The sequence below is a fragment of the Thermus altitudinis genome, assembly GCF_022760835.1.
Lineage (GTDB): Bacteria > Deinococcota > Deinococci > Deinococcales > Thermaceae > Thermus > Thermus altitudinis.
On sequence record NZ_JAKTNQ010000049.1, the window covers coordinates 1 to 8,755 of the forward strand.

Below are 8,755 nucleotides of genomic sequence, written 5' to 3' on the forward strand. Positions count from 1 at the left end.
CACCCTGTTCCACTGGTGGCCTAGGACGAAGGAATTAGCATAAAAGGGTATAAATCCTCCGCCGCAAGCGCTGCGGTTCATTTGGGGTAGGGGCCCCAAAGCGGACGTCTTGACCGAGGCTTAAGACCGGCAAGGCCCTCTTCCTTGAGGCGTTTCCGCGAGCGGTAATAGGTGGCCCGGCTGATCCCCAAAAGCTCCTGGATCTCGGGCCAGCCCACCCGGTATTTCCTGAGCGCCTCCACCTGTTTGAGCTTCCGTAAGCGGTCCTGAACCGTGGGATCGCCGGCCCCGGCCCCAAGGTACGCTTCGCGTGACCTTGGAGTTCCCGGGCCTTCAAGGTAGCCCTTCGGGCTGACCCGCGCTCCCCGCAAAACCTCTTTGCCAACCGTGGTAAGCTGCATCCGTGGGGACCCCCTCTCTTCTGGAGTGGTCCCCACATTTTTACTCGTCCAGTCTCACATGTGTCTGGCCGGGTTCAGCGGTGAGGCAGACGGTGACCGAGGTCTTGCAGATTCTCCTGGACGCCGACCGGGAAGCCTTCTTGCGCCAGCACGGGGGACGCAAGAACGGCTACTACCCCCGCAAGCTGGAGACCGCCTTTGGCCAGGTGAAGCTGGCCATCCCCCGGGATCGGGAAGGGAAATACTATCCCAGCCTCCTTCAACCCTATGCCCGCCGTCAGGTGGACGTGGGGGAGGTGGCCATTGCCCTTTACGCCGCTGGGGTGAGTCAACGCAAAGCGGCGGAGGTGATGAGCCTCTTGCTGGGCCACCGGTACACCCACGAAACCATCAGCGCCATCACCGACCAGGTGCTGGAAGCGGCCGAGGCTTTCCAGAAGCGGCCTTTGCCGGAGGAGATGGCCTTTGTTTACCTGGATGGCTTTTTCTTGAAGGTGCTCAGGGAGGGACTTGGGGTGGAGAGGGCGGCCGTATACGTGGCCCTGGGGGTGACCCCCAAAGGGGAGAGGCAGGTTCTGGGCTGCAAGATAGCCTTCGGCTGACCTGGCTCCTTCCCACGGAGAACGCCCATGCCTGGGGGGAGGTGCTGAAGGAGCTTTGGGAAAGGGGGCTAAGGCGGGTGTTGCTGTTGGTCACCGATGGTCTACCTGGGATAGAGGAGGCCATCAGGAGGGTTTATCCCATGGCGGGGTGGCAGCGGTGCGTGGTGCACATGGTGCGCTCCAGCCTGGCCCAGGTGCGTGCCCGGGACCGGGCCTTGCTGGCGCAGGACCTGAAGGGGATTTATGGGGCGAGGAGCCGGGTGGAAGCCCTTGAGGCCTTGGAGAGGCTCAAGGAGGCCTGGGGGTCTCGGTATCCTTCCCTGGTGGCCTCCTGGTGGGAGAACTCGGGGGCCCTGCTTCGCTTTTACGATTACCCCCAGGTGCTCTGGCCCTATCTTCGCAGCACTAACCTGATGGAGCGGTTTATTCGGGAAGTGAGGCGTGGGACGAAGGTGCGGGACCACAAGTTTCCCAAGGGAGAGGCGGTGTACAAGCTTTTGTACCTGGAGTCCGAGCGGCAGGAAGGGAGGTGGGCGGAGCGGAGGTTGAAGGGTGTTGCCGAGGTGCAGGAGGTGTTGGAAGGGATGCTTCGGGAGAGGTATGCCCCCCGTACACAGACGCTTACACATAACAGGGCTTTACCCAAAACTCCTTCCTCGCCCTCCCTTAGCCTGCTTCAAGAGTTCTTGGGTGACTTCATAGTTGAGCAGGCGAACCAGGCCCCTCAGGAGCAGGTACGGACCATCCCTCTCGCTGGGCAGCCCCAGCTTGCCCCCGAGCTGCAAAAGAAACCCCTTGAACGGATCCCCCAACCGCTCAACTTCCCAAAGGAACACCGCCAGCCCCAGCAAAACCGCCACCACCTTCCGGATCCGGGCAAGCCCCCGCACCTGGAAGGTCTCAAGCCCCAGCCCCGTCTTCAAAAGCCGGAAGAACCGCTCCACCTCCCACCGCCTGCGGTACGCCTCCACCACCTGCGCCGCCTCCTCCCTCCCCCTCACCGGCAAGCTGGTCAGTAGCCACCACTCCCCACGCCGCCCCAGGGCTGGCACCCGGCAGACCACCAGGTGGAGCCGCCTCCCCTCCACCTCCACCTCCCTCCATCCGAAGTGGAGCCGCACCCGCTGGTACCTGCCCCCTACCCTCAGCTCCACCTCCTCCCCACAGGGAAGGGCCAGGGAAGAAGCCACCTTCGCCAGAGAACCCCCCTCCCCAAGCTTCCGGTCCCGGTAGACCCGCACCACGAACTCCTCCCCCAGGGCCAGCACCTGCCCAAACACCTTCCGGTCGTCAAACCCCCGGTCCGCCACATACACCAGCCTCCTGCCCACGCCCCCCAATCGCTCCCGGGCCGCCTCAATGGCTCCCTCCACCTCCTTGGGCAGGCTGGCAAACCCCCTCTCCCCGTAGGCCACCAGGTGGGCGTACCCCAGGGCCAGCCGCCCCGCGGGGTCCAACCCCAGGGCGGTGAGGAGCTCGTACCCGGGCCGCCTATCCTTCCCCACCCGGGCTATCCCCTCCAGGGCCCGGGCATAGGGCTTGGCCACCGGGCTCAGGTCCAGGAGGACCAGAACCTCCTCACCCTCCAGGGCAGTCGCGCTCTCCTGATAGACCCGGTCAAGGAGGGCTTCTGCCTCCACCCGTGGGTTGGACAGGAAGCGGTAAAGGGCTTTGGCCTGGTGGAAGCGGTTCTGGAGGGGAGAAGGGAGCGAGGCCACCATCTCGCTCACCCGGGCTGAGCCTGCGGCCAAGGCGCCCCGCACCACCTCTTCAAACCGTCGGTGGAGGCGCTTATCGGGGGAAAACGCTCGCAAAACGGCCCGTGAACTCCTGGAGCCTGGCCTCGGCCACCTTGAGCATGTCCATGGATCACTCCCGGTACCAGATACGGGCTGCGCCCGCAAGGGGAGATTTACCACGAAACGGAGATGTGGGTAAAGTCCTGCATCTGGGCTTGACGACATAATGACGATTGTGTAAGCTCTACCGTAGCCAATGCGCAGTTTGGGCGCATTGACTACGTAGCGTCAGAAGGAAGTCGTGTATGCGCAAGTTGAGGGCGATAGTCCTTTCTGGGGTGTTGTTGGCCGGTGGTTTAACCTGGGTAGGTGTAACCCCTTCTATAGCCTATGCATCCAATACACCGACAGAGCAGGCCCAGGCTATTGAGCCTGAGATTTGGCCGGCAGTGGTCGCAGCGGCCGTACAGGTAGGTCGCTGGGCCGCCGAAGCGGCAGTTAAAGCGGTAGCAGGCTACGTCGCCATTAAAGTTGCTCAAGCTGCTCTTAACGGACAAGGGTCTGCTCACGTGAGCGAAGCTTTGCTACCCGAGGCGGCACTTGACTGAATTACTTTGCCGGGTCGAGCTAAAGACTTTAGCTCGACCCGGCTCACGGTGCGGGATATGCGCCTCCGGTATGCAATCTACACTCTAGCTCTAGGAGTGTTGGCCGTACATTTCGTACTTACATTGATTTACGTATCGCCACCAAACCCTATCAAGACACTCACCAACCTACCACAAAAGTATGTTGGGCGTTTCTTTTATCAAGATTGGGGCCTCTTTGCACCTAACCCCATTAGCATGGATATACGAGTGTTGGTAAGTTGCTTAGCAGATGGTTATGACCCGACACCTCCTCTCGACATAAACCGGGGTTTTTTAGAACGTCGTTACTTAAACGGTTACGACCGAGTGAACCGGGTCGCTGCCAATTACGCGTACAGTCGTATTACCCTCTACCGGAGTCAGATGCCCTATACGAAATTGTGCACCCAGACTCCAGATCATCCTGACTGTAATGTATTCAGATTTACAGATGAGGAACGCAAGAATGCTGCCGAGGAAGGTTTGAGGCGCGTCGCTTCAGCATTTTGCGCTGATATCTCTAAAGCCAAATCCATTAAATATGAAAAGGCTCATCTTTGGATCATATTGTCAGAAGTGCCGCGTTGGTCAAAACGTCACACAGAAGGCCGCAAAGAATCCGTGCTAGACCTTGGGGTAGTCAAATTAGAAGAGTCTCGGGCGTTTGGGATATGGAGAGGATATGAGTAGTTTGTGGAGTTTTTATAAAACTTTAGAATCACAACCCTTTAATCGAATTGGCGCACGACTCTTGCAAATCGGGGTGGGTGCGGTCATATTGTACCGCACAGTTACCGAGCTGCCCTTCGCGCAATATCTCTATGGTCCGGACGGCCCGGCTATAGGATCAACTATAACCTGGTTAGGTCCCATAGGCGTTTGGGTTGACACGGTCTTTTATAGTGCTTGGGGTGTTTATTTAACTCTTGCCCTTTGGGGATTGGGAGGTCTAGGCCTAATACTGGGTTTCCGACCCCGGCTTAGCACACTGCTTGCTCTGATAGGTAGTTTGTTGGTTGAGTTAAGGGGTAACACCGGTGATGGCGGTGATAACATTTTGCGTCTATTGCTTTTGTACATGCTCTTTTTTCATCCCCGCATCGAGCAGCTCTCGGCGACAGCGTCGGGTACCGCAGTTTTCTCTCATAACATCGGAGTTATAGCAGTTTATGCCCAACTGATCATCCTATACCTGGTTTCTGCAACTACCAAGCTGCAAGGGGAAGTATGGATCAACGGCACTGCCGCCTATTACGTAACTCAATTAGATAGTTATGGTCCCCCATGGGCTTCGGTTCGTGAACTCTTCAAAAATCCGTGGATTACGACGTTAACCACCTACAGCACCATCTTTTATCAGCTGTTCTTTCCGGCTATGCTATTGGCTCCTCCTACATGGAAGATCTCATGGACAGTATTCGGAATTTTACTTCACCTAAGTTTTGCGATTCTTATGGGTTTAGTGACCTTTTCCGCAGTAATGATCTCCCTTCTTCTATTTACCTTAGGTGACAAAGAGTGGGCTCTGCTCGCTCAGGTTACAAAGCGTTGGATCCCAAAACTTATCGTTTTCGTGGATAGCGACTGCCCCTACTGTAGTTGGACCGGTCGTTGGATCAAGCGTATGGACCTGCTTGGTCTCTTCCTGGTGACCCCCTACCGAACGGACATGAGCTTCAGGCGCTATAACCTGGATTTAGAAGCTGTAGACCGGGAGATGCACGTAGTAAGACAATTGGGGGATAAATACAGGATTTTTCGAGGTTTTGACGCAGTTGTCGCAGTGATAAAACACCTTCCCCCGCTTTGGCCGGTTCTGCCGATAGCTGTTCTACTCCAGTTGTCTGGACTTGGGCCGAAGCTGTACCGCTGGCTGGCAGACCACCGGATATTGGTCACGGCAGGAAGCTGCCAGGGTGAATCCTGCCCTATTAAGAAGTAGAACAATGCGATTGCCACCGTGGTTGGAAAAGGGTTTCTACCTGGCGCTGCTGTACTCCTTGCTGCTTGAATTCCTTGTCCCCGAACTTAAAAAAGTGTGGGCAATAAAACTCGGCCTATACCTTGCATACGCAATCTTGTTGTTGTACCTCCTGATATGGGTGCTACAGTTCCTGATGTGGCCGCTACATCTAGTCCTAAAGCGGCGGTATACCAGAGCGGCTATAAGCTTGATAAGCTTGCCGTTGAGCCTCATCTCCCCACCTATGCTTGCAACGAGCCTCCTCCAGCTTATCGGTGAACTCGCAGTCCGAGCCCGCTACCGCTTCCGCCCACCCACCCCAGAAGCGTACAGGCAGCAGGTTAGCTACACCCTTCCTTTCAAGGGGGTGTGGTGGGTCGGCAACGGTGGGCCAGACGCGTCTACTTCCCACTCCTGGCATCTCGTAGGCCAGCGCTACGCCTACGATTTCCTCATCACCGATGAAAGTGGGAAAACCTATCGCCACGACGGGTGGCGACTTGAGGATTACTATGCCTTCGGGGCTCCGGTGTTGGCACCGGCAGATGGGGTTGTGGTGGCCGTCCAAAACCGCCACCACGATTGCCCATGGCCAGGGGTACTTGACCCTTTTGCCTGGAGCATTCTTGGTAATTACGTGTTGATACGCCATGCGGATAACGAGTACAGCCTTCTCGCTCACCTGCGCCGGGGGAGCGTGAAGGTACGTCCTGGGGATCGGGTGCTGCGGGGGCAGATCGTTGGGGAGTGTGGGAATTCCGGGAACTCTAGCGAACCCCATTTGCACTTTCAGGTCCAGGACCATCCCAACTTCTTCCTGGCCGCTTCCCTCCCCGTACGCTACAGCCGATGGTCTCGCGTTAAGGGAGAGGATTGCCAGCGGGTGGAGGAAGGGTTTCCCGTTCGGGGGGAGCACGTGGCAAACTGCGAAAGCGCGCCTAACCCTTAAGGGCTATACTGCCGGCCCTTTCGGCCGGTGAGGGATGGGGTCAGCGTACTGGGACCCACTCCATGGAAGGCTACCCGGGGGACAGGGGGCCTATCCCTCCCGTTGGGGGGGAAGAGAGGTGAAGGTCCATGCGGGGTATGGGGGTGCAGGTTTTGAGGAAACCAAAAACGAGCCCGCCCCCGGTTGGGTGGCGGGCTAAACCCCTGCTCGGGGCACCGGCCGGTAGGCCGGCTCGTTTCCACCATCGCAGGCCGGCGCCCGCGGGCGCCTTGCTCTGCGGCCCGCATGGGGGTTCCGCAGAACCCGTAGCGGACTTCCCCGTTCTCGGGCGGGGCCCCCGGGCCCGTGAGGTGGGCTATCCCCCTGCCGTAGGGCGACAGGTCCCGTGGCTGGGTCCGTAAGGTGGACCCCCCCGCCTGGTGAGGCCCAGGCCGGCCAGCCCGTGAGGTGGGCCATCCCACGCGAGGAGATCCTGAGAGGTGTCAAGTGAGCTTTACATTTTTTGCTCCTTTGGGCTAGTATAAGAAAAGCTTTTGCCCACCTCTTATGGAGCTATGGTAGCCCTGAAGCCCCTACGCCAAGCCCGCAACCTCACCCAGGAAGACCTGGCCCGTCTCCTCGGGGTCTCTCGCCAGGCGGTGCACGCCTGGGAGGCGGGCAAGGCTGCCCCAAGCCTCCTCCAGGCGGTGCGCCTGGCCCGGGTCCTGGGGGTGCCCGTGGAAGCCCTCCTTGGGGAAGAGGCCTCTTCCCTCCCCCTCCTCTTCCGGGCCGAGCCCGGGGAGGCCTTGGGGGAAGGCGAGCTGCAGGCTCTGGCTGCCCGGGCCCGGGCCTACCGGGAGGTGGAGCGGCTCCTGGACCTCTCGGGCTGGCTTCCCGAGGCCCGGCCTTTTCCTCACCTCGACCCCAAGGGAAAGGAAGACCGCGAACGCCTGGAGGCTCTGGCCCTGGAGGTGCGCCGGGACCTGGGGGCGGGAGACGGTCCCCTGGGGGACCCCATCGCCCTCCTGGAGGACAAGGGCCTCAAGGTCTTCCTTCTGGACCTGCCCGAGGGAGTCTCGGGCCTTTCCGCCTACGCGGAGGACCTGGGCGGGGTGGTCTTCCTCCACCGGGGGATGCCCGTGGAGCGGCAGTACTTCACCGCCCTGCACGAGCTGGCCCACCTGATCCTCCACCGCGGGGAGTACGGGCGGAAGGCCCCGGAGCGGGACGCCAAGGAGCGGGCCGCAGACTACCTGGCGGGGGCTGTCCTCCTGCCCCGGCAGGTGGTCCTGGAGGAGCTTAGGCCCTACGCAGGGCTCTCCTACCTCCCCGAGGGGGTCTTGCGCCACCTGAAGCGGCGCTACGGGGTCTCCATGCGCACGGTCCTGGTGCGGGCGGCCCAGGTGGGGATCCTGCCCAAGGATAGGGCTTTTGCTCAGAAGCGAGCCCTGGACCGGAGGTACGGGGAGCAGGGAGAGCCCGAGCCCCTGGAGCGGCCGTCCACACCCTCCCGCCTGGAACGCCTGGTCTTTGCCGCCCTGGCCCAGGGGAAGCTCACCCTTTCCCGGGCAGCGGAGGTTCTGGAACTCCCCTTGCGGGAGGCGGACCGCAGGGCGTCGGCCTGGCTCCAGGAGGTTCCCGCTTGAAGGCGGGTTTCCTGGCCGACGCCACCCTGCTCATCGACCTGGAGAAAGTGGGGGGGCTTTCCCTTCTCCCCCGCTTGGGGCGGATCCACGTCCCCGACCTGGTGTGGGAGGAGGTGGCGGAGGGTGCGGAAGCGGGGACCCTCGAGGCCCTCTCCCCTGTGGTGGTTTTGGCAACGGGGGCGCACGAGGACCAGATCCTCGAGGCCCACCGGCGGTACGAAGGCCTGAGTCTAGCTGACGCCTCTTGCCTGGTGTTGGCGAAAGCCCAAGACCTCGTCCTCCTTACGGGTGATAGGCGTTTACGGACGGCGGCAGAGGGGGAAGGCCTCGATGTGCACGGAGCTCTCTACGTGGTGGAGTACCTGGTGCAGGGATCCCATCTCCGTCAGGAAGATGCCTGCCGCTGGCTGAGGGTGTGGGAGCAAGGGGCGAGGAGGCTTCCAAAAGGCCCTCTACAGGAACTCCGGATGCACCTTCGTTGTCCATAGTTGCATCTTGCATTGCTATAATGCGGCTATATGCGCCGCATTATGTTGCCACTATTGCCCCTCTGGGCCCTGGCCCTGGCCCAGACCTGCCAGGTGCGGTACACCCCTCCCGACTACCCGGAGCTTCCCTTTTACCCGCCTTCCCTCTACTTAACCGTCTCCCCCAGTCCCCTCACGAGCCCGGGGAGCCTGAGCCTCCAGGCCACCACCTCCCACCCGGAGGCCACCGCCTGGGTGCGGGTGCGCTGGCAGGGAGGGCAACTTGCTACTCGGGACGTGCCCACGGGCGGGTACACCCCCCTCCTCATACCCTTTCTTGTTGTATTCTTCGTCCATGACCGTGGCCGACCACCTGACCC

7 protein-coding genes and 3 pseudogenes are annotated in these 8,755 nt (G+C 60.6%); 8 read left to right on the top strand and 2 right to left on the bottom strand.

Going from position 1 to position 8,755, the window contains the following annotated elements; translation table 11 throughout:
* Positions 1–101 precede the first annotated feature (101 nt).
* Positions 102–401 (bottom strand): annotated as a pseudogene (locus L0D16_RS11810) (helix-turn-helix domain-containing protein); the annotation flags it as partial.
* Positions 402–421: 20 nt separating this feature from the next.
* On the opposite strand from L0D16_RS11810, the pseudogene L0D16_RS11815 reads away from it, so the two are divergent.
* Positions 422–1,635 (top strand): annotated as a pseudogene (locus L0D16_RS11815) (IS256 family transposase); the annotation flags it as partial.
* A 6-nt stretch (positions 1,636–1,641) separates the two neighbouring features.
* Here L0D16_RS11815 and L0D16_RS11820 read toward each other — a convergent pair.
* A complete protein-coding gene (locus L0D16_RS11820) occupies positions 1,642–2,817 on the bottom strand; it encodes a transposase (protein ID WP_234944423.1) in 1,176 nt (391 codons plus the stop codon).
* Between the two features lie 230 nt (positions 2,818–3,047).
* Here L0D16_RS11820 and L0D16_RS11825 point away from each other — a divergent pair, with 230 nt between their 5' ends.
* The 7 genes and pseudogenes from L0D16_RS11825 to L0D16_RS11850 all read left to right on the top strand — a co-directional run.
* Complete coding sequence (locus L0D16_RS11825) at positions 3,048–3,350, top strand: hypothetical protein (protein ID WP_126187143.1); 303 nt, start codon at positions 3,048–3,050, stop codon at positions 3,348–3,350.
* A 57-nt stretch (positions 3,351–3,407) separates the two neighbouring features.
* On the top strand, positions 3,408–4,061 hold the full coding sequence (locus L0D16_RS12645; RefSeq protein WP_366140530.1) for a DUF5819 family protein: 654 nt from the start codon (positions 3,408–3,410) through the stop codon (positions 4,059–4,061).
* 319 nt (positions 4,062–4,380) lie between these two features.
* A complete protein-coding gene (locus tag L0D16_RS11830; protein WP_243032403.1) occupies positions 4,381–5,313 on the top strand; it encodes a DCC1-like thiol-disulfide oxidoreductase family protein in 933 nt (310 codons plus the stop codon).
* Positions 5,314–5,578: 265 nt separating this feature from the next.
* Positions 5,579–6,283: a M23 family metallopeptidase gene (locus L0D16_RS12650; RefSeq protein WP_366140532.1), complete on the top strand. Its 705-nt coding sequence runs from the start codon at positions 5,579–5,581 to the stop codon at positions 6,281–6,283.
* A 554-nt stretch (positions 6,284–6,837) separates the two neighbouring features.
* On the top strand, positions 6,838–7,908 hold the full coding sequence (locus L0D16_RS11840) for an ImmA/IrrE family metallo-endopeptidase (protein ID WP_038031523.1): 1,071 nt from the start codon (positions 6,838–6,840) through the stop codon (positions 7,906–7,908).
* Positions 7,905–8,396 carry a PIN domain-containing protein gene (locus tag L0D16_RS11845; protein ID WP_243032404.1) on the top strand — a complete coding sequence of 164 codons (492 nt, stop codon included), beginning with the start codon at positions 7,905–7,907 and terminating at the stop codon, positions 8,394–8,396. Before L0D16_RS11840 ends, L0D16_RS11845 begins: the two co-directional genes overlap by 4 nt.
* 30 nt (positions 8,397–8,426) lie before the next feature.
* Positions 8,427–8,755, top strand: a pseudogene (locus L0D16_RS11850) (hypothetical protein); the annotation flags it as partial.